Origin of the sequence: Erwinia sp. E602 (assembly GCF_018141005.1) — a bacterium.
Classification (GTDB): domain Bacteria; phylum Pseudomonadota; class Gammaproteobacteria; order Enterobacterales; family Enterobacteriaceae; genus Erwinia.
Genome location: NZ_CP046582.1, coordinates 872,618 through 893,190 on the forward strand (window position 1 = coordinate 872,618; position 20,573 = coordinate 893,190).

18 protein-coding genes are annotated in these 20,573 nt (G+C 60.9%); 14 read left to right on the forward strand and 4 right to left on the reverse strand.

Going from position 1 to position 20,573, the window contains the following annotated elements; genetic code table 11:
- Nucleotides 1-61 precede the first annotated feature (61 nt).
- Nucleotides 62-580 (reverse strand): flavodoxin FldB, encoded by a 519-nt coding sequence (gene fldB / locus GKQ23_RS05400; RefSeq protein ID WP_056232341.1) that lies wholly within the window; start codon nt 578-580, stop codon nt 62-64.
- A 193-nt stretch (nt 581-773) separates the two neighbouring features.
- On the opposite strand from fldB, the gene xerD reads away from it, so the two are divergent.
- The 13 genes from xerD to fbpC all read left to right on the forward strand — a co-directional run bounded on the left by xerD (nt 774) and on the right by fbpC (nt 16,272).
- Entirely contained in the window at nt 774-1,667 is an 894-nt protein-coding gene (xerD, locus tag GKQ23_RS05405; RefSeq protein ID WP_056231917.1) for a site-specific tyrosine recombinase XerD, read from the forward strand.
- A 46-nt stretch (nt 1,668-1,713) separates the two neighbouring features.
- Nucleotides 1,714-2,415, forward strand: a complete 702-nt coding sequence (gene dsbC / locus GKQ23_RS05410) for a bifunctional protein-disulfide isomerase/oxidoreductase DsbC (protein WP_056231920.1) — start codon at nt 1,714-1,716, stop codon at nt 2,413-2,415.
- A 2-nt stretch (nt 2,416-2,417) separates the two neighbouring features.
- A complete protein-coding gene (recJ, locus tag GKQ23_RS05415) occupies nt 2,418-4,139 on the forward strand; it encodes a single-stranded-DNA-specific exonuclease RecJ (RefSeq protein ID WP_212409964.1) in 1,722 nt (573 codons plus the stop codon).
- 89 nt (nt 4,140-4,228) lie between these two features.
- A protein-coding gene (gene prfB / locus GKQ23_RS05420; protein ID WP_101505333.1) for a peptide chain release factor 2 occupies nt 4,229-5,327 on the forward strand; the annotation gives its coding sequence in 2 pieces (ribosomal slippage) (nt 4,229-4,303 and nt 4,305-5,327; 1,098 coding nt in all).
- A gap of 9 nt (nt 5,328-5,336) precedes the next feature.
- Nucleotides 5,337-6,857, forward strand: coding sequence for a lysine--tRNA ligase (gene lysS / locus GKQ23_RS05425; protein WP_056231928.1), 1,521 nt, complete (start codon nt 5,337-5,339; stop codon nt 6,855-6,857).
- A gap of 162 nt (nt 6,858-7,019) precedes the next feature.
- Entirely contained in the window at nt 7,020-7,523 is a 504-nt protein-coding gene (locus tag GKQ23_RS05430) for a cupin domain-containing protein (RefSeq protein ID WP_212409965.1), read from the forward strand.
- Nucleotides 7,520-8,212, forward strand: a complete 693-nt coding sequence (locus tag GKQ23_RS05435; protein WP_212409966.1) for an amino acid racemase — start codon at nt 7,520-7,522, stop codon at nt 8,210-8,212. The genes GKQ23_RS05430 and GKQ23_RS05435 overlap by 4 nt, the downstream gene beginning before the upstream one ends.
- Before the next feature lie 214 nt (nt 8,213-8,426).
- A complete protein-coding gene (locus tag GKQ23_RS05440) occupies nt 8,427-9,056 on the forward strand; it encodes a response regulator transcription factor (RefSeq protein WP_212409967.1) in 630 nt (209 codons plus the stop codon).
- On the forward strand, nt 9,056-10,594 hold the full coding sequence (locus GKQ23_RS05445) for an MASE1 domain-containing protein (RefSeq protein ID WP_212409968.1): 1,539 nt from the start codon (nt 9,056-9,058) through the stop codon (nt 10,592-10,594). Before GKQ23_RS05440 ends, GKQ23_RS05445 begins: the two co-directional genes overlap by 1 nt.
- Before the next feature lie 89 nt (nt 10,595-10,683).
- Nucleotides 10,684-11,991: an MFS transporter family glucose-6-phosphate receptor UhpC gene (uhpC, locus tag GKQ23_RS05450; RefSeq protein WP_212409969.1), complete on the forward strand. Its 1,308-nt coding sequence runs from the start codon at nt 10,684-10,686 to the stop codon at nt 11,989-11,991.
- A gap of 39 nt (nt 11,992-12,030) precedes the next feature.
- Nucleotides 12,031-13,062, forward strand: a complete 1,032-nt coding sequence (locus GKQ23_RS05455; RefSeq protein WP_212409970.1) for an ABC transporter substrate-binding protein — start codon at nt 12,031-12,033, stop codon at nt 13,060-13,062.
- A gap of 60 nt (nt 13,063-13,122) precedes the next feature.
- Nucleotides 13,123-15,192 (forward strand): iron ABC transporter permease, encoded by a 2,070-nt coding sequence (locus GKQ23_RS05460; protein WP_101505331.1) that lies wholly within the window; start codon nt 13,123-13,125, stop codon nt 15,190-15,192.
- A 9-nt stretch (nt 15,193-15,201) separates the two neighbouring features.
- Nucleotides 15,202-16,272, forward strand: a complete 1,071-nt coding sequence (gene fbpC / locus GKQ23_RS05465) for a ferric ABC transporter ATP-binding protein (RefSeq protein ID WP_212409971.1) — start codon at nt 15,202-15,204, stop codon at nt 16,270-16,272.
- A gap of 30 nt (nt 16,273-16,302) precedes the next feature.
- Here fbpC and GKQ23_RS05470 read toward each other — a convergent pair whose 3' ends face one another.
- Together GKQ23_RS05470 and GKQ23_RS05475 are read right to left on the reverse strand one after the other, a co-directional pair.
- On the reverse strand, nt 16,303-16,929 hold the full coding sequence (locus GKQ23_RS05470; protein WP_056231953.1) for a hypothetical protein: 627 nt from the start codon (nt 16,927-16,929) through the stop codon (nt 16,303-16,305).
- A 405-nt stretch (nt 16,930-17,334) separates the two neighbouring features.
- A complete protein-coding gene (locus tag GKQ23_RS05475) occupies nt 17,335-17,961 on the reverse strand; it encodes a trypsin-like peptidase domain-containing protein (RefSeq protein WP_056231955.1) in 627 nt (208 codons plus the stop codon).
- A gap of 415 nt (nt 17,962-18,376) precedes the next feature.
- Here GKQ23_RS05475 and GKQ23_RS05480 point away from each other — a divergent pair, with 415 nt between their 5' ends.
- Nucleotides 18,377-19,540 carry an MFS transporter gene (locus GKQ23_RS05480; RefSeq protein WP_212409972.1) on the forward strand — a complete coding sequence of 388 codons (1,164 nt, stop codon included), beginning with the start codon at nt 18,377-18,379 and terminating at the stop codon, nt 19,538-19,540.
- Here the strand turns inward: GKQ23_RS05480 and GKQ23_RS05485 are convergent.
- The gene (locus GKQ23_RS05485; RefSeq protein WP_056231960.1) at nt 19,537-20,457 is read right to left on the reverse strand and encodes a LysR family transcriptional regulator; all 921 of its coding nucleotides are present in this window, start codon (nt 20,455-20,457) and stop codon (nt 19,537-19,539) included. The genes GKQ23_RS05480 and GKQ23_RS05485 overlap by 4 nt on opposite strands.
- Between the last annotated feature and the right edge of the window lie 116 nt (nt 20,458-20,573).

Consider the following 20,573-nt stretch of genomic DNA (forward strand, 5'->3'; position numbering starts at 1 on the left):
CCGATCTCAATCCTGCGCGGTGGTAAGCACCGCGCTTACCGCCCCGCAGAGCGACAGGCGACTACAGCAGTTCGGCCATTTCGGTCAGGATCTGCTCGCACCACTGGGCGATGCGTTCATCGGTGAGGTCGAACTGATTCACATCGTCCAGCGCCAGGCCCACGAACTGCTGACCGTCCGCGGTCAGCGGTTTTTTACTGGTAAATTCGTAGCCTTCGAGCGGCCAGCGGCCGACAAACTGTGCGCCGCACGGAGCCAGTACGTCATGCAGCATGCCCAGCGCATCGAGGAACCACTCGCTGTACTCGCCCTGATCGCCCATGCCGTACAGGGCAATCACCTTACCCTGAAGATTAAGGCCGGGCAGGTCGCTCCATACTGCTTCCCAGTCCTCCTGCAGTTCGCCGAAGTCCCAGGTCGGGATACCGAGGATCAGCAGGTCGTACTGCTCCATCAGCGCCGGCGAATCGTCTTTCAGATTGTGCAGGGTGACCAGATCTTCGCCGATAAAATCGCGAATTTTCTCAGCGGCCATCTCGGTGTAGCAGGTGCTGGAGCCGTAAAACAGACCAATGTTCATCTTAATCGAACTCATCTCTCCTTAAAGCATGGCGGCGATTGTACCAGATTTAGTCAGGAATAAGGCATAATGGGCGACATTCAGGCGGCGGCAGACGGCATCATTATGCTGATATTGCAGTGAAAAGCGGCGGTTCAGCGCGCACAAAACGCCACGCCTGGCGAGATAAACCGCAATATTCAGGAGCAAACCGGTGGAGGATAACGATCTTGTCGAGCAGTTCCTCGATGCCTTGTGGATCGAACGCAATCTGGCGGAGAACACCGTAGCTTCCTACCGACTCGACCTGCGCTCGCTAACCGGCTGGCTGGCGCATCAGCAGCTGTCGCTGCTCAGTGTGGATGCGGTCAGTCTGCAGGGCTTTCTCGCTGAACGGCTGGAGGGCGGCTACAAGGCTACCAGCTCAGCCCGTTTGCTGAGCGCGATGCGGCGGCTGTTTCAGTACCTGTACCGCGAGTCGCTGCGCGGCGACGATCCCAGCGCACTGCTGTCGTCGCCAAAGCTGCCTCAGCGCCTGCCGAAAGATCTGTCGGAAGCGCAGGTCGAGCGGCTGCTGCAGGCCCCGTGTCTGGAGCAGCCGATTGAACTGCGGGATAAGGCGATGCTGGAGCTGCTGTACGCCACCGGGCTGCGCGTCAGCGAACTGGTTGGGCTGACCCTCAGCGATATCAGCCTGCGTCAGGGTGTGGTACGGGTGATCGGTAAGGGCAATAAAGAGCGCCTGGTACCGATGGGCGAAGAGGCGGTGCACTGGATCGAGCAGTTTATTACCTATGGCCGCCCTATGTTGCTGAACGGCCAGCCGCTGGACGTGCTGTTTCCCAGCAACCGCGCGCAGCAGATGACCCGGCAAACTTTCTGGCATCGCATTAAACATTACGCCACACTGGCGGGTATCGACGGTGAAAAACTGTCGCCGCACGTGCTGCGCCACGCCTTCGCCACGCATCTGTTAAACCACGGGGCGGATTTACGCGTGGTACAGATGCTGCTGGGGCACAGTGATTTATCGACTACACAGATTTATACGCACGTGGCGACAGAACGCCTGCGGCAGCTGCATCAGCAGCATCACCCGCGTGCATAATTTCAGAGCACTACCGCCTGCACGGCAGGCCGGATAAGGATAGAAGATGAAAAAGCACCTGTTACTCTCCCTGCTGATTGCCTCAGTCAGCGGCTTTGCGCAGGCTGACGATGCCGCCATTCAGCAGTCGCTGAAAAAACTGGGCCTGGAGCAGACCGAAATTCAGCCCTCGCCGCTGGCCGGTTTTAAAACCGTGCTGTCGGAGAGCGGCGTGCTGTACGTTACCGACGACGGTAAGCACTTTATCCAGGGGCCACTGTACGACGTCAGCGGCGCGCAGCCGGTCAACGTCACCAATAAGCTGCTGGAAGGTAAGGTCGACGCGCTGGCAAAAGAGATGATCGTGTATAAAGCGCCGAAGGAGCAGCACGTGATTACGGTGTTTACCGATATCACCTGTGGCTACTGCCGCAAGCTGCACGAACAGATGCCTGACTACAACGCGCTGGGTATCACCGTGCGTTATCTGGCCTTCCCGCGGGAAGGGCTGAACGGGCAGGTGGCGAAAGAGATGAAGTCGATCTGGTGCAGCGCCGACCCGCGCAAGGCCTTTACCGCCGCGATGAAAGGCGAGAAGGTGGCCGCTGCCGACTGCAAAATTGACATTGCGCAGCACTACAAGCTGGGCGTGCTGTTCGGCATTCAGGGCACGCCGGCGATGCTGCTGGAAAACGGCATGATGGTGCCGGGTTATCAGGGGCCACAGGATCTGAAAAAACTGCTCGATAGCCAGAAAAACGGCGGCTGATTTTGCATAAACCTGAAACTACCCTTCGTCGCCGCCAGGCGACGGAACAGAGTGCTCTGCCTGACGAACTGCATCCGCTGTTGCGGCGGCTGTACGCCAACCGCGACGTGCGCGAGGCCGGCGAACTGGAGCGCGGCGCCAAAAATCTGCACCCGTTTCACAGCCTGAGCGGCATCGACCGCGCCGCCGCGATCCTGCAGCAGGCGCTGGCTGACCAGCGCTGCATTATGATCGTCGGCGACTTTGACGCGGACGGAGCCACCAGCACCGCGCTGACGGTGCTGGCGCTGCGCGGGATGGGCGGCAGCAACGTAAAATACCTGGTGCCAAACCGTTTCGACGACGGTTACGGCCTCAGCCCGGAGGTGGTGGAGCAGGCGGCGGCGCGCGGCGCGCAGCTGATCCTCACCGTGGATAACGGCATCTCTTCCCACGCCGGCGTGGCGCTGGCGCATGAAAAAGGCATTCAGGTGGTGGTGACCGATCACCACCTGCCGGGGGAAACCCTGCCCGATGCCGACGCCATCGTGAACCCCAACCTCAGCGACTGTCAGTTCCCGTCACGGGCGCTGGCCGGCGTTGGCGTGGCCTTTTATCTGATGCTGGCGCTGCGCGCGCGCCTGCGCGACAGCGGCGTCACCACGCTGCCGAACCTGGCCGAATGGCTGGATCTGGTGGCGCTGGGCACGGTGGCGGACGTGGTGCCGCTGGACGCCAACAACCGCATTCTGGTCTGGCAGGGGCTGAGCCGCATCCGCGCCGGCAAGTGCCGACCGGGTATTCGTGCGCTGCTGGAGATCGCCAACCGCGATGCCCGCAGCCTTGCGGCCAGCGACCTCGGCTTTGCCCTCGGGCCGCGGCTGAACGCGGCCGGCCGCCTTGACGATATGTCGGTCGGTGTGGCGCTGCTGCTGAGCGAGGATCTTGCCCAGGCGCGGATGCTGGCTAACGAACTGGATGCGCTGAACCAGACGCGGAAAGAGATTGAGCAGGGCATGCAGTCGGAGGCGCTGACGCTGTGCAACGGCCTTGAGGCCAGCAGCGAGGCGCTGCCGCTCGGCATTGCCATGTATCATCCCGACTGGCATCAGGGGGTGGTCGGTATCCTCGCCTCACGCCTGAAAGAGCGCTTCCACCGGCCGGTGATCGCCTTCGCCCCGGCGGGTGACGGCACGCTGAAAGGCTCCGGCCGCTCTATTCAGGGTTTCCATATGCGCGACGCACTGGAGCGGCTGGACACCCTTAACCCGGGGCTGATCGTCAAGTTTGGCGGCCACGCGATGGCCGCCGGGCTGTCGCTGGAGGAGGCCAACTTCACGGCGTTCCGCGATCGCTTTGCCGAACTGGTCGGGGACTGGCTGGATGAAGCCGCGCTGCAGGGCGTGGTGTGGAGCGACGGTGAACTGATGGCGCAGGAGCTGACGCTGCCCACCGCCGAACTGCTGCGCGAAGCCGGACCCTGGGGGCAGGCGTTCCCGGAGCCGACCTTTGACGGTAAGTTCAAACTGCTGCAGCAGCGGCTGGTCGGCGAGCGTCACCTGAAAATGATGCTGGAACCGCTCGGCGGCGGGCCGCTGCTTGACGGCATTGCCTTCAACATCGACACTGCGCTGTGGCCGGACCCGAGCGTCAAACAGGTGGAGCTGGCCTACAAGCTGGACGTTAACGAGTTTCGCGGCAATCGCAACCTGCAGCTGATCGTTGACCATCTCTGGGCGCTGTAAGCATCAGCGCTACAAACCGACCGTCGTTTCGGTTAAACTGCTTTGTTACATTCACGCCCTTTTCGATCACTACATAAGATCTCAAAATCATGTTTGAAATTAATCCGGTAAAAAACCGCATTCAGGATCTCACCGAGCGCAGCGACGTTCTTCGGGGGTATCTTTGACTACGATGCTAAGAAAGAACGCCTGCAGGAAGTAAACGCCGAGCTGGAACAGCCGGACGTCTGGAACGAACCTGAACGCGCCCAGGCGCTGGGTAAAGAGCGCTCCTCGCTGGAGGCCATCGTTGAAACCCTCGATCTGATGACCCAGGGGCTGGAAGACGTCAGCGGCCTGCTGGAGCTGGCGGTCGAAGCCGACGACGAAGAGACCTTTAACGAGGCGGTCGCGGAACTCGACGTACTGGACAAGAAGCTCGGCGAATTAGAATTCCGCCGCATGTTCTCCGGCGAATATGACAGCGCCGACTGCTATATGGATATTCAGGCCGGTTCCGGCGGCACCGAAGCCCAGGACTGGGCCAGCATGCTGCTGCGTATGTACCTGCGCTGGGCGGAAGCCAAAGGCTACAAAACCGAAATCATCGAAGAGTCTGACGGTGAAGTTGCCGGCACCAAATCGGCCACCATCAAGATCATCGGCGACTATGCGTTCGGCTGGTTACGTACTGAAACCGGCGTGCATCGCCTGGTACGTAAGAGCCCGTTCGACTCCGGCGGTCGTCGCCACACCTCGTTCAGTTCGGTGTTTATCTACCCGGAAGTGGACGACAACATCGATATCGACATCAACCCGGCCGACCTGCGCATTGACGTTTACCGCGCCTCCGGTGCCGGTGGTCAGCACGTCAACAAAACCGAGTCCGCGGTGCGTATTACCCACCTGCCGACCAACATTGTGGTGCAGTGCCAGAACGACCGCTCCCAGCATAAGAACAAAGATCAGGCCTTCAAGCAGCTGCGCGCCAAACTGTATGAGTATGAAATGCAGAAGAAAAATGCGGATAAACAGGCTGCGGAAGACAACAAGTCTGACATTGGCTGGGGCAGCCAGATCCGTTCTTACGTACTGGACGATTCGCGCATCAAAGATCTGCGCACCAGCGTAGAGACGCGCAACACGCAGGCGGTTCTGGACGGCGATCTGGATCGTTTTATCGAAGCAAGTTTGAAAGCAGGGCTATAAGGAACTCACATGTCTGAACAACAACCGCAGGCCGCTGATGCCGCACTTGAGCTGAACAACGAACTGAAAACGCGTCGCGAAAAGCTTAAGGCGCTACGTGAAACCGGCCTGCCGTTCCCGAACGACTTCCGCCGTGACCGCACCTCTGAGCAGCTGCACGCTGAATTTGGTGATAAAGAGAACGAAGAGCTGGAAGCGCTGGGTATTGAAGTCAGCGTGGCCGGCCGTATGATGACCCGCCGTATCATGGGTAAAGCCTCGTTCGTCACGCTGCAGGACGTCGGCGGCCGCATTCAGCTGTATGCGTCGCGCGATGACCTGGCCGAAGGCGTGTACAACGAGCAGTTCAAGAAGTGGGACCTTGGCGATATCGTCGGTGCCCGCGGCAAGCTGTTTAAAACAAAAACCGGTGAGCTGTCGATTCACTGCAGCGAACTGCGCCTGCTGACCAAAGCGCTGCGCCCGCTGCCGGACAAGTTCCACGGCCTGAACGATCAGGAAACCCGCTACCGCCAGCGTTACCTGGACCTGATTGCCAACGACACCTCGCGCAACACCTTTAAAGTGCGTTCGCAGATCATGGCCGGTATCCGCAGCTTTATGGTTGGCCGCGACTTTATGGAAGTGGAAACCCCGATGATGCAGGTGATCCCTGGCGGCGCGTCTGCGCGTCCGTTTATCACCCATCACAACGCGCTGGACATCGACATGTACCTGCGTATCGCCCCGGAGCTGTACCTGAAGCGTCTGGTGGTCGGCGGCTTCGATCGCGTATTCGAAATCAACCGTAACTTCCGTAACGAAGGTATTTCGCCGCGTCATAACCCTGAGTTCACCATGATGGAACTCTATATGGCGTATGCGGATTATAAAGATCTGATCGAGCTGACCGAAAGCCTGTTCCGCACCCTGGCGCAGGACGTGCTGGGCACCACCGTGGTGCCTTACGGCGAGGAGACCTTCGATTTCGGTAAGCCGTTTGAGAAGCTGACCATGCGTGAAGCGATCAAAAAGTACCGCCCGGAAACCGAGCTGAGCGATCTGGACGATTTCGATAAAGCGGTGGCGATTGCCCGGGCGATCGGCATCAAGGTTGAGAAGAGCTGGGGCCTCGGCCGCGTGGTCACCGAGATCTTCGAAGAGACCGCCGAAGCGCACCTGATCCAGCCGACCTTTATCACCGAGTACCCGGCGGAAGTGTCGCCGCTGGCGCGTCGCAACGATGACAACCCGGAAATCACCGACCGCTTCGAGTTCTTTATCGGCGGCCGTGAAATCGGCAATGGCTTCTCGGAGCTGAACGACGCGGAAGACCAGGCCGAGCGTTTCCTGCAGCAGGTTAACGCCAAAGACGCCGGTGATGACGAAGCGATGTTCTACGACGAAGACTACGTTACCGCGCTGGAGCACGGCCTGCCGCCAACGGCTGGCCTCGGCATCGGTATCGACCGTATGGTGATGCTGTTTACCAACAGCCACACCATCCGCGACGTGATCCTGTTCCCGGCTCTGCGCCCGAGCAGCAAGTAAGCGTTCGTCATACGGCCCGTTCGCGGGCCAGTCATGCCGGTCACCCAGGTGGCCGGCATTTTTTTTGCCGGTTCGCCACAGAACGTTCTGCGTTAGTGTTTACACCACTCAAAAAATCCTCAATATTCACTCTCTCCACCCCGCCATTCAATGAGAGGTCCCATGAACCGACCCGCTTTTATCCGTCACTGGCGTGAGCTGGAGGGCGAAGATAATGAACATTACCCGGACAGCGACGAGCTGATGTCAATTGGCGCGCCGCTGGGCAGGGCACTGGGGCTGACAAAGCTGGGCATCCATCATGAGCGGCTGCTGCCCGGCCGGCGTATGTCCTATCCGCACGCGGAAAGTGCGGAAGAGGAGTTTGCCTGGGTGCTGCAGGGCGAGCCGGCCGTGTGGATCAACGGCGAACTGTGGCCGCTGAAACCGGGCGACGCGGTGGCATTTCCGGCGGGCACCGGCATCTGCCATACCTTTATTAACAACGGCGACAGCGAAGCACATCTGCTGATCGTTGGCGAAGCGAGCAAGCCGGAAAACCGCATCTGGTATCCGAAGAATACGGCGTATCTCGCCACCCGTCCCGACCGCTGGGAAGATCCGCCACAGCAGTCGTTCGGCCCGCACGATGGGCTTCCTGACGCACACAATAAGGACAAACAATGAAAGTTCTGGGACTGATCGGTGGCATGAGCTGGGAATCCACCGTGCCTTACTACCGGGCGATTAACGAAGGGATTAAACAGCGGCTCGGTGGCCTGCACTCGGCGAAGCTGGTGCTGTGGAGCGTCGATTTTCATGAGATAGAGGCCTGTCAGGCGTGCGGTGACTGGGAGCGGGCCGGGGATACGCTGGCGGACGCGGCGCTGGCATTGAAGGCGGCGGGGGCAGAGGGCATCGTGCTTTGTACCAACACCATGCATAAGGTGGCGCAGCCGATTATTCAACGCAGCGGTCTGCCGTTTATCCATATTGCCGACGGCACGGCGGCGGCGATTAAGCAGGCCGGGCTGTCGCGGGTGGCGCTGCTCGGCACCCGTTACACCATGGAGCAGGATTTCTATCGTGGGCCGATGGCGGCTCAGCATGGTATTGAAACCCTGGTACCGGAGGCGGCAGATCGCGCGGAGATCAACCGCATCATCTTTAACGAGCTGTGCCAGGGGCAGTTAACCGCCGCGTCTAAGGCCTTTTATCAGCGGGTGATCCAGCAGCTGGCGGAGCAGGGCGCAGAAGGGGTGATCTTCGGCTGCACCGAGATCGGCCTGCTGCTCAGCGCCGACGACTGCCCGCTGCCCGTGTTTGATACTACTGCTATACACGCGCAGGCGGCGGTAGAGTTTATGCTGGGATGAGAGATCAGATGAACTGATCCCGAAGGGCCTGGGCTGTCTGCTGTAGTATGATGGCTGCCCTTGCGGCAGGCCGAAAAATGGTCAGCCTGGATTTTCTCCTCAGACGGTCTGGTTTCCTGCCTGAACTGTTAACTCCCCAACACTTTTCCCGCTGCCGTTTGCCTGGCCCCGGTCGGCCAGGCATGATGGCGCAAAAATCTGGCGGATAACGAAAATGATCAATGTTGCACTGGTGGACGACCACGTGGTGGTGCGTTCCGGTTTTGCTCAACTGCTGTCGCTGGAAAGCGATATGCAGGTGACCGGCCAGTTTGCCAGCGCCGAGCAGGCGTGGCCGCACCTGCTGCGGGAACCTTATGACGTTACGGTGCTGGATATTGCCATGCCCGATGAGAGCGGGCTGAACCTGCTCAGCCGCCTGCGGCAGCAGCGGCCCGGCTTTCGCGCCATCATCCTCAGCATTTATGACACCAGCGCCTTTGTGCAAAGCGCGATGGATAAAGGGGCCAGCGGCTATCTGACCAAGCGCTGCGGCCCGGAAGAGCTGGTGCAGGCGGTGCGATCGGTCAGCGTTGGCGGGCTCTATCTCTGTGCCGATGCGCTGCGGGCGCTGCGCCAGACCCGGCCGCTGCCGGCCGCGCTGAACGCGCTGACGCCAAGAGAACGTCAGGTATTTGACCTGCTGATCGTCGGCACCAGCGTCCGGGCGATCGCCGACCAGCTGGCGCTGAGCCACAAAACGGTGCACGTTCACCGCGCTAACGTGCTGGATAAACTGCACTGCGCCAGCACGGTGGATCTGGTGCATTTCGCCCTGCAGCACCAGCTGTTAGGGCAGCCCTGATGCCGCAGGCGCGCCAGGTGATGCTGCCGCTGATGCTGGCGCTGTTTTTTGCCCTCAGCTGGCTGGCACTGTGGACCATCAGCCTGTGGCTGAGCCAGGACAGCCAGCAGTCGGCGCTGCTGCTGCCGGGCGGCCTCTACCTGGCGCTGACCATCCTGCTGCCGAAACGCTACTGGCTGCCGCTGCTGGGCGTGGTGTCGCTGCTTCAGGGCTGGCTGCTGCTGGAACAGCTGCTGACCGGTTATGCGATCCTGCTGTCACCGCTGCTCAGCCTGCTGCCCGCCTGGCTCTGCCAGCGTTCCTGGCATCTGCACACCCTCTACTGGCAGCGCCTGCTGCTGCTGCTGGCCGCCGTGGCGCTGAACGCGCTGCTGCAGGGGGCGCTGGTCGGCTTCGGTCTGACCGCGCCGCTGGCCCAGACGCTGCTGGCCAGTTTTACCGGCGGCGTACTGCTCACGCCGTTTATCTATCTGATCTACGAATATCTGCGTCAGCAGCATCTCAGCGACATGTTAGCGCAGCGTCTGCCCGACCCGCCGCTGCGCACCTCGCTGCTGATCTGGTGTTCGGTGGTGTTCGCCATCGGCGTCTGCGTGCAGCTGTCGATCGCGCCACAGATGGAGCGCCTGCTGCTGATCGTGGTGTTTCTGCCCAACGTGGTGATGGCCTACCGCTTTGGCTGGCAGGGCGGGGTGCTGTCGGCGATGATCGGCAGCGTGCTGATCACCCTGACCCGCCAGGCCAGCGGTGCCTTTACCGACCTGCGCGAGCTGGAGCTGTTTCTCTCCACCCAGGCGCTGCTCGGCATCGGGCTGGGCATTGCCGTCAGCCGTCAGCAGCAGCTGGCACAGCATCTGCAGCGCTATCGCCAGCAGCTGGAGAAGGAGTTGCTGGCCCGCCGCGGGCTGATGGCGCAGCTGGTGGACACCGAAGAGCAGGTGCGCAAGGCGATCGCCCGTGAGCTGCACGATGAGATTGGTCAGAACATCACCGCCATCCAGATCCAGGCGATGCTGGTGGCGCGCGCCAGCGACACGCCGGCGGCAAAGCTGGCGGCCGGGCAGATTGGCGACCTGTCGCAGCGCATCCATCACACCACCCGCCAGCTGCTGCGGCAGATCCGCCCGCCGGTGCTGGACGAAATGTCGCTGGATCAGGCGCTGCAGCACCTGGCCGGCGAGTTCTCCTTTGCCGATCGCGGCATTGAATTTGAGCTCGACTACCGGCTGAGCGCGGCACCTAAGGACGAGCTGCTGACCTTTACCCTCTACCGCGTGGTGCAGGAGCTGCTGAACAACAGCAGCAAACACGCCGGTGCGCGACGGGTCAGCGTCAGCCTCAGCGAAGCCCCCGGCCAGCTGATGCTGACGGTCAGCGACGACGGCGTCGGCATACCCGCCGAGGTCAGCGGCGGCTTTGGCCTGCGCGGTATTGAGGAGCGGGTGCGGGCGTTAGGCGGCGACTGGCGGCTGTTGCCGCCGCCCGGTACGCAAATAATTGTTAACCTGCCCACAAATTCACGCGAAAACCCGGCATAACCAGGAATAAGTCTTAGTCGCTTCCTACTTAGTCTCATGCCCGATCCCACGGCTTTCCCTATAGTGCCCTTAACCACCCGGAGGTTGACATGGCTGCCGTCGCTCTGACGCCAGAACAGATTACCGAACGCTACCGCTACTGGCGGCCGCGGCTGCTGTTCGCGATGGTTATCGGCTACGCCGCGTTTTACCTCACCCGGCGCAGCATCAGCCACGTGATGCCGGTGCTGCAGCTGGAGCTGGGGCTGGATAAGGCGGATATCGGCCTGCTCGGCACGCTGTTTTACCTGGTGTACGGCGCGTCGAAGTTCTTCTCCGGCCTGCTCAGCGACCGCTGTTCCGCCCGCTGGTTTATGGGCTGCGGGCTGATCGCCACCGGGGTACTGAATATCGTCTTTACCCTGTGCCACTCGTGGAGTGCGCTGCTGGTGGTGTGGACGCTGAACGGCTTTTTCCAGGGCTGGGGCTGGCCACCCTGTGCGCGGCTGCTGACCAGCTGGTACTCCAGAAATGAGCGCGGCTTCTGGTGGGGTTGCTGGAATACCTCCATCAACCTCGGCGGGGCGCTGGTGCCGCTGCTGTCAGGCTGGCTGGCGGTAAGCCAGGGCTGGCAGGCGGCGCTGCTGCTGCCCGGCGCGGTCGGCATCGCCATCGGTATCTGGCTGTGCTGGCAGCTGCGCGATAAGCCGGCCACGCTGGGGCTGCCGCCGGTCGGCGAGTGGCGGCGCGATCCGCTGGAGCTGTGGCAGCTGCAGCACAGCCCGCCGTCGACGCTGCGGCACATTTTGCGCCGCGACATTCTGGCCAACCGCACTATCTGGCTGTTGAGCGTCTCCTACGTGCTGGTCTATCTGATCCGCATCGCGCTTAACGACTGGGGCACGCTGTGGCTGACCGAAACCCACGGCGTCAGCCTGCTGGCAGCCAACGCCACGCTGTCGCTGTTTGAACTGGGCGGGGTGATCGGCGCGCTGTTCGCCGGCTGGGGTTCTGACCTGCTGTTTCGCGGCCAGCGCGCGCCGGTGATTTTGCTGTTTGCCTGCGGGCTGTTTATCAGTATGGCCGCGCTGTGGCTGGCGCCGGTACACCACCCTGCGCTGCTGTCGGTGAGCTTTTTCAGCCTCGGATTTTTTGTCTTTGGTCCACAGATGCTGATTGGCCTGGCGGCGGCGGAGTACAGCCATAAAGACGCGCCGGGCACCGTCACCGGCTTTCTGGCGCTGTTTGCCTATCTCGGCGCGGCGCTGGCCGGCTGGCCGCTGGCGAAGCTGATGCAGGACTACGGCTGGCCCGGATTCTTTGCCTTACTGACCGCGGCGGCGGGCTGTATCGGCCTGCTGTTGATGCCGCTGCTGATTGCCGGGCTGAACCGGTTGAGATTTAAACAGGCTCCGTAATGACGGGGTCTGCCGACCCCCGAAAATAAGGATAACCTGATGAAACTGAACATGCTCTCTACCCTGATGGTGGCCGCGGTATCCCTCGGCACGCTGGCCGGCACCGCTCACGCGCAAGGCCGGCTGGTGATCTACTGCAGCGCCACCAACGCCATGTGTGAAACAGAAGCCAAAGCCTTCGGCGAAAAGTATGACGTGAAAACCAGCTTTATCCGCAACGGCTCCGGCAGCACGCTGGCCAAGGTCGACGCCGAGAAAAACAACCCGCAGGCCGACGTCTGGTACGGCGGCACGCTCGACCCGCAGTCGCAGGCGGGGGAGATGGGGCTGCTGCAGGCGTATAAATCACCGAACCTTGAGCAGATCATGCCGCAGTTCCGCGATCCGGCCAAACTGAAGGGCAACTTCTCCTCGGCGATCTACGTCGGCATTCTCGGCTTCGGCGTCAATACCCAGCGGCTGAAGGAGAAGAACCTGCCGGAGCCTAAGTGCTGGAAGGATCTGACCAACCCGGTCTATAAGGGTGAAATTCAGATTGCTGACCCGCAAAGCTCCGGCACCGCTTACACCGCACTGGCCACCTTTACCCAGCTATGGGGCGAGGATCAGGCCTTTGCCTACCTGAAACAGCTTAACGGCAACATCTCGCAGTACACTAAATCCGGCATCGCCCCGGCGCGTAACGCCGCCCGCGGTGAAACGGCGATCGGCATCGGCTTCCTGCACGACTACTCGCTGGAGAAAGAGAAGGGCGCACCGCTGACGCTGGTTTCACCCTGTGAAGGTTCCGGCTATGAAGTCGGCGGCGTCAGCATCCTGAAAAACGCCCGTAACGCTGAAAACGCGAAGCTGTTCGTTGACTGGGCGCTGTCGAAAGAGGCGCAGGAGCTGTCGTGGAAAAAAGGCCAGTCCTACCAGATCCTCACCAACACCACCGCCGAGTCATCGCCGAACTCGCTGAAGCTCGACGATCTCAAGCTGATTGACTACGACATGGATAAGTTCGGGGCGACCGAGACGCGTAAGCACCTGATCACCAAATGGGTTAACGACGTCAAAATGGGCCAGTAATCCGCCTGATGGCGCGCCTGCGGGCGCGCTCACCTGCTGTACCAACTTCCGGGGAATACTATGAGTAACACCATCGCGCTGCGCCAGACGCAGGGCAAAGATGCTGTTTTTATCTGGCTGGCGCTGCTGGTGGCGGGCTACCTGCTGCTGCCGGTCTTCAGCCTGAACTACGGGCTGATGGAGTCGACGGCGGACGAGATCCTCGCCGCCTACGGCTGGTCCGGCCTGAATATCAGCCTGCTGTGGCTGCTGCCACCGCTGCTGCTGCTGGTGCGGCCGCTGCGGGCCGGCAACGCGGCTGCGCGCCACCGCTTTGACGCGGGCTGGGCGGCGGGCTGCGCCCTGCTGATGGTGGCCAGCGCCGCGCTGACCGGTAGCGGCATGGGCTACGGCACTATTGTCATGCTTATCGGGCTGGGTGGGGTGATCACCGTGGCGCTGGCGCGGCTGGAGTGGCTGGGCGGCGACCGCTTTGTGCTGGCTTCGCTGATTGCCATCGTGGCGTTAATCGGCCTGTTTATCATCTGGCCGAGCCTGGCGATCTTCAAACCGATGGTCACCGACGACAACGGCGACTTTGCGCCGCTGCAGTTCATGGCCGTGCTCGGGCAAAAACATATCCTGCTGGTGGTGTGGAACTCGTTCCTGCTCAGCGCCGCGGTGGGGGTAGGCTGTACCTTCTTCGGCCTGATTCTGGCGATCTACACCACGCGCATCGCCAAACGTTCGGCGCTGCTGGGGCGGGTGTTCTCGATTCTGCCGATCGTCACGCCGCCGTTCGTGGTCGGGCTGGGCGTTACGCTGATGATGGGGCGATCCGGCTACGTTACCGAGCTGATGGTGACGTACTTCGGCCTGACCGACACCAACTGGCTGTACGGCTTCACCGGTATCTGGCTGGCCCAGGTGCTGGCGTTTACGCCGATGTCCTTTATGATCCTCGACGGCGCGATTAAAACGCTGCACCCGTCGCTGGAAGAGGCCTCCTATACGCTGCGCGCTACCCGTCTGCAGACCTTTCAACAGGTGTTTCTGCCGCTGCTGAAGCCGGCGCTGGCCAACTCGTTCCTGATCGTCATCGTGCAGTCGCTGGCCGACTTCAGTAACCCGCTGGTGCTCGGCGGCAACTTTGACGTGCTGGCCACCCAGATCTACTTCTATATCACCGGTGCACAGCTGGACTACACCTCCGCCAGTACGCTCGGGGTGATCCTGCTGCTGTTCTCGCTGCTGGTGTTCTGCGTGCAGTATCTGTGGATCGGTAAGCGCTCCTACGTCACCATCTCCGGCAAATCCTCACGCGGCGACGTACAGCCGCTGCCGCGCGCGCTGGTGTGGTCGGTGACGACCCTGCTGTGGGTGTGGATCGCCTTTAACGTCCTGCTGTACGGCAGCATCTTCTTCGGCAGCTTTACCGTCAACTGGGGGGTGGATTACACCCTGACGCTGGATAACTTCAGCAAGCTGTTCGGCCAGGGCTTCAGCGAGGGCGCATGGCCATCACTGCTCGACACGCTGCTGTTTGCCGGCGTTGCGGCACCGATTACCGCCCTGTTTGGCCTGTTGATCGCCTGGGTGGTGGTGCGCCAGCAGTTCCGCGGTAAGAAGGTGATCGAGTTCTCCACCATGCTGTGCTTTGCCGTACCGGGCACCGTGGCGGGTATCTCCTATATCCTCGCCTTTAACGGCGCGCCGGTGTACCTCACCGGTACCGCCGCGATCGTGATTATCTCGATGGTGATGCGCAACGTGCCGGTAGGCATTCGCGCCGGGATCGCCGGGCTGGGCCAGCTGGACAAGTCGCTGGACGAAGCCTCCCTCAGCCTGCGCGCCGGTTCGCTGCGCACCATGGTTTACATCGTGCTGCCGCTGCTGCGCCCGGCGATCCTCTCGGCGCTGATCTACAGCTTCGTGCGGGCTATCACCACCGTCAGCGCCATTATCTTCCTCGTCACGCCGGACACCCGCGTCGCCACCTCCTACATCCTCAACCGCGTTGAGGACGGTGAGTACGGTATGGCGATCGCCTACGGTTCGATTCTGATCGTGGTGATGCTGGCAATTATCTTTATTTTCGATGCGCTGGTCGGTGAAGCGCGCGTGGCCCGCTCGCGGGCGAAAAACAGTTAGAGAGTGCTTATGAACGCCAATATTGCAGCAACCCAGGCTAAAAAAGGTTTTGTTGAACTGCGCAACGTCGCCAAGCGATTTGGCAGCAATGCGGTGATTGAAGGCCTCAACCTGTCGATTCCGCAGGGGCAGATGGTGACGCTGCTCGGCCCGTCGGGCTGCGGAAAAACCACCGTCCTGCGCATGGTTGCCGGGCTGGAAAAGCCCAGCGACGGGCAGATCTTTATCGACGGTGAGGACGTTACCCACCGCTCGATTCAGCAGCGCGACATCTGCATGGTGTTTCAGTCCTATGCGCTGTTCCCGCATATGTCGCTGGGGGAGAACATCGGCTACGGGCTGAAGATGACCGGCCGGCCAAAGGCGGAAATCCGTGAGCGGGTAGAGGAAGCGCTGGAGCTGGTTGACCTGGCGGGCTTTGCCGACCGCTACGTTGACCAGATTTCCGGTGGCCAGCAGCAGCGCGTGGCGCTGGCCCGCGCGCTGATCCTCAAGCCGAAGGTGCTGCTGTTTGATGAGCCGCTGAGTAACCTGGACGCCAACCTGCGCCGCAGCATGCGCGAAAAGATCCGCGAGTTGCAGCAGCAGTTCAACATCACCTCGCTGTATGTCACACACGATCAGAGCGAGGCTTTTGCGGTCTCCGACAGCGTACTGGTAATGAACAAAGGGCAGATTATGCAGCTCGGCGAACCGCAGCAGCTCTATCGCTACCCGGCTTCGCGCTTTATGGCCAGCTTTATGGGCGATATCAATATCTTCCAGGCGCGGATCTTCCCCGCCAGCGTGGAGATTCAGGGCTATTCTGTCCCGCGTCCTGACGGCTTTGCCGCCGATCGTCAGCACTGTACGGTGGGCGTGCGTCCGGAGGCGATCACCCTCAGCACCCGGGGAGAGGCGAGCCAGCGTTGCAGCATCATTAAAGTGGCCTATATGGGGCCGCAGTACGAGGTGCTGGTGGAGTGGCAGGGGCAACAGCTGCTGCTGCAGGTCAATGCGACCGAGCTGCAGCCCGCGCCGGGCGACAGCTTCTTCCTGCAGATCCATCCGTTTGGCATGTTCGTGCTGCAGGAAGAGTAGGGCGGGCGAGTCCGCAAGTCTGATGGCGGTTCAGCCGAGCAGCGCCGCCGTCAGCCACTGGTTAAAACGGGCGTAAGGGATATACAGCGACACGTCACGATACAGCAGCTTGCCGGTTTTAATATCGTCAAGCCGCCGGCTGTAGCCGACAATCACCCCGGCGACGGTATTGTCCGAGGCGTTATACACCGCGCCGCCGGACATCCCCTGTACCACGCCGGCACTGCTGGCGACCGCCACGCAGCTGCGCTTGTTCCAGTTGTTATCCAGACCGGTGTTAATCAGATTGACGCCGCTGGAAGCCATCGGCAGGGCGTTGATAAAGCTGTAACCGTACATATTCACCCGATCGCCCAGCTTGCCGTTGCGAAAGCGCGGCTGCTGTTTAAGCTCATCATTTTTATGGTAGACCACCGCCAGGTCGCACTCGGGATGCCAGGCTTTCACCCGGTAGAGCGAATATTTTGCCACATGGGCCGCGGTCAGGCTGTATTCCGCGGTCAGCGGAATGGTGGTGCCGAGCGTTCCCGCACCGAGGATGGTAGGAATGCCGGTAAAGGTCATATCGACCCGTTTGGACGTTTCATCACTGTAGTGATAGCTGCCGACTGAGCAGCCGCTCAGGCAGACCGCTAACAGGCATACTGCAGATCGCATAGGTAACCCCGGTGGTTTAAACGTGTTTTCCGCCAGATTCCTTTCCCCCTCTCTGCAGTGATTGAGGCTTTTTTTATTGCAGAGGGCTAATGTATTTTTTCGTCATCAAGCCTAACGATGCCCACAGGGATCGCAATCCTCCTGGTCCTGGAGTGAGTTTTTTCGGATGATCCCTAACGGTAAGTGGTTAATTCACCTTACGTAATCAGGGGTTAAAGGCGTCTGCCGTGGTGCTGAAGGCTGGCCGGGCAGGCCGGGCCAGCGTTGTCGTCCGGACACAATGGGTTATCGGACGTGCTTAAGATCTCATTAGTGCCGGGTGCGACATTTTTATTGCGGCGCGCCAGAATGCCCGTTAATCCGTCGTCAGGGGGCGGAGATTAGCGGGCATCACGCGGGGTTGGATTAGCTGTTAATGGCGTTGGTCAGCCACTGTTCAAAGCCGGCGTAAGGAATGTACAGCGATACGTCGCTGTACAGCTTCTCACCGGTTTTCTTATCGTTGATGCGGCCGCTGTAGCCGACGATCACCCCGGCAATCGAATCATCGCTGGCGTTGTAGACCGGGCCACCGGACATGCCTTTCACCACGCCGGCGTTGCTGGCCACCGCCACGCAGCCGCGTTTGTTATAGCTGTTATCGATGCCGGTATTAATCAGGTTAACGCCGCTGGAGGCCACCGGCATGGCGCTGATAAAGCTGTAGCCGTAATAGTTAACGCGGTCACCGATGTTGCTGTTACGGAACACCGGCGACTGCTTCAGGTCGCTGTTGTCATGGTAAATCACCGCCAGATCGCACTGGGGGTGCCAGGCCTTCACGCGGTGGAGTGAGAACTTCGCCACGTGCGCGGCGGTCAGGCTGTACTCCGGCGTCAGCGGAATGGTCGAGCCGAGCGAACCGGCACCGAGGATAGTGGGAATGCCGGTAAAGGTCATATCGACGCGCTTAAGGGACTCTTTGCTGTAGTGGTAGTCACCCACCGAGCATCCGCTGAGGACGAGGGCTGACAGTGCGATTAAAATTTTCATTACGTTTCCTTCGGGTAAGTGAATAACTTTCCGTCGGATACGGCGGTGCCTGATGTCGTCAGTGGCTTACCCTTCGCAGAAAGTTGCTGGTGTTTCTGCGGCGCATGGTGGTGTTTTTTTCATCGCCCAACAACCTGACTCACCTTAAATTAAGGGGATTAAGGCCTTTAAGGGTGAGAGGATTCCTAATTGTTAAGCATCAGGGATGCTGATGTTAATGACAGAGGTGGCAGAGGCCGATTGTTGCAAAAATGGCAATACACCCTTGCCTTGAGTGGACTGTCAGGGCGGGGGGCGCTGTGCTTTAATGTCCGTCTGTGATCTGGTTCTCAGTTATCACCGATTCATCGTTTTCTGATCGGGCTCCCTCTTCGTTGCCGGGAGCGGGTCATCTCTTTGTCCAGGAGTCTCTGTTATGCCTGTTTCATTACTGGCGCTGGCGCTTAGCGCTTTTGCCATCGGCACCACCGAATTTGTCATCATGGGTCTGTTGCCGGAAGTGGCGAAGGATCTGCAGGTGTCGATCCCATCCGCCGGCTGGCTGATCAGCGGCTATGCGCTGGGCGTGGCGATTGGCGCGCCGATCATGGCGCTGCTGACGGCAAAACTGCCGCGTAAACGCACGCTGATCCTGCTGATGGCAATTTTCATCGTCGGCAATATTCTCTGTGCGCTGGCCTATACCTATAACCTGCTGATGCTGGCCCGCATCGTCACCGCGCTGTGCCACGGAGCCTTCTTCGGCATTGGCGCAGTGGTGGCCGCCAGCCTGGTGGCGCCGGGCAAACAGGCGTCCGCCGTGGCGCTGATGTTTACCGGCTTAACGCTGGCTAACGTGCTTGGCGTGCCGCTCGGCACCTGGTTTGGTCAGCTGTTCGGCTGGCGTGCCACCTTCTGGGGCGTCTCGGTGATTGGCGTACTGGCGTTTATTGGCCTGATGGTCAGCCTGCCGACCAACCGCGATGAAAAGCCGGTGCACCTTGCCAGCGAAGTCAGCGCGCTGAACAACGGCAGGCTGTGGCTGTCGCTGCTGATGACCGTGTTCTTTGCCGCCGCGATGTTTGCGCTGTTCAGCTATATTGCGCCGCTGTTGCTGGAAGTGACCGGCATCAGCGATCGCGGCGTCAGCTGGACGCTGTTCCTGATCGGTGCCGGCCTGACGGTCGGCAATACGCTGGGCGGTAAACTGGCCGACTGGCGTGTGTCGTTCAGCCTGATCCTCAGCTTCTCACTGATTGCGGTGTTCTCGCTGCTGTTCAGCTGGACCAGCCACTCGCTGTGGCTGGCGGAGATAACCCTGTTCCTGTGGGCGATGGCGACCTTTGCCATGGTGCCGGCGCTGCAGATTAACGTGGTGCGCCACGGTAAGGACGCGCCGAACCTGGTATCCACGCTGAACATTTCGGCGTTTAACGTCGGCAATGCGCTGGGTGCCTGGGTCGGCGGGGCGGTGATCGGCGGCGGCTACGGCCTGACGGCGGTACCGGTTTCTGCCGCCGTGCTGGCGGTGGTCGGGCTGCTGATCTGCCTGTATACCTTCCGCAACACCCGCGGCGAACCGCAGGCGGTTAACGCTTAACCGAGCTGCCGGTCAAGGCGCTGGCCGAACAGGCCAGCCTGCTGCTGCAGATGCTGGCTGAAGGCCTCGACCAGCGCCGAGGCCGGACGGTGACGAGGGCGGATCAGGCTGACGGTAAAGGGTACGTCAACGCTGAAACGCCGCATTATCACCCCGCTGTCGGCGTAGTCGAGCGCCGTCAGCGGGTTGACGATCGAAATTCCCACTCCCGCCCTGACCATCGCACACACCGACGCGGCGCTGTGCGTCTCCATCACCATCCGCCGCTGTACCCCCTGTTCGTGAAACAGCCCGTCCAGCAGCTGGCGGTAGCTGTCGGTGCGCGACAGGCTGATGTAGTTCTGCCCGGCAAAATCCTGCGGCGTCAGGCAGTCGCGCTGCGTCAGCGGATGCCCTGCGGGCAGCACGCACACCTCATTACGCGTAAACAGCTCGCTGCGCCCGGTGCCGGCCGGGGTGTGGGTGGTTTCGGTCAGCCCGAGATCGTAGCGCTGGGCCGACAGCCACTCCTCCAGCAGCGGCGACTCCTGCGGAATAATGTTCATGCTCACCTCGGGGTAACGCTGCATAAACGGCTGGCACAGCAGCGGCAGCAGCGACTGGGAGAACACCGGCAGACAGGCCACCGACAGCTCGCCCTGGCGGAACTGCCGCAGCCCCTCGGCGGCGCTGATAATCCGATCCAGCCCGTACCACGAACGCTGCACCTCCTCAAACAGCCGCAGCCCCTGCACGGTCGGCTGCAGGCGGCCGCGTACCCGCTCGAACAGCTGCAGGCCAGTCAGCTTTTCAAACCGCGCCAGCTCGCGGCTGACGGTCGGCTGCGACGTATGCAGCAGCGTAGCGGCCTCGGTGAGGTTGCCGGTGGTGACCACCGCGTGGAAAATTTCGATATGCCGTAGCGACACGCCAGCCATGGGCTGTACTCCTTAAAACACCCTTAGCCATATCATGAATGAATAGACTTCATTAAAACAGATATTTTTATCCCGCCTGCGCCTGTGGCGTAATAGCGTTATCAACCTATGGAGAC